Genomic DNA, 539 nt, shown 5'->3' with positions numbered 1-539 from the left:
CGTACCAGCGGGTGCTCGAAGGTGTGGCGCCGGAGCTGGCCGTGCGCGAGGTGACGGCGGGCGAGGTGGAGGGCGCGCTGTCGGCGGCCGCGGCGGTGGGTTTCGCGCTGGAGTCCGAGATCCCGCTGCGGGCCGAGCTGTTCGTGCTGGGCGAGGAGGACCACGCCCTGCTGCTGACGATCCACCACATCGCCGGTGACGGCTGGTCGTTGGCGCCACTGAGTGCCGACCTGGCGACGGCCTACGCGGCGCGGGTGCGTGGCGAGGCGCCGCAGTGGAAGCCGCTGGCGGTGCAGTACGCCGACTACGCGCTGTGGCAGCAGGGGCTGCTCGGCGAGGAGGGCGACCCGGACAGCGTCATCTCCCGGCAGCTCGCGTTCTGGAAGGCCGAACTCGCGGACGCCCCGGAAGAGTTGAACATTCCGACCGACCGGCAGCGACCGGCGGCCGCGAGCTACCGGGGCGCGAGCCTCCGGTTCACCGTCCCGCCGGAGGTGCACGACGGCCTGCTCGCGCTCGCCCGGGAGTCCAGGGCGACC

The 539-nt window shown here is 73.8% G+C and carries 1 protein-coding gene; it reads left to right on the top strand.

Annotation, left to right across the window (positions count from 1 at the left end; translation table 11 throughout):
* Positions 1-23 precede the first annotated feature (23 nt).
* Positions 24-539 (top strand): condensation domain-containing protein (locus VM95_RS37965; protein WP_244179158.1); only part of this gene is annotated, 516 nt, incomplete at its 3' end.

The organism is Streptomyces rubellomurinus (genome assembly GCF_000961885.1).
Classification (GTDB): domain Bacteria; phylum Actinomycetota; class Actinomycetes; order Streptomycetales; family Streptomycetaceae; genus Kitasatospora; species Kitasatospora rubellomurina.
This window is presented reverse-complemented; position numbering and strand designations above follow the sequence as displayed.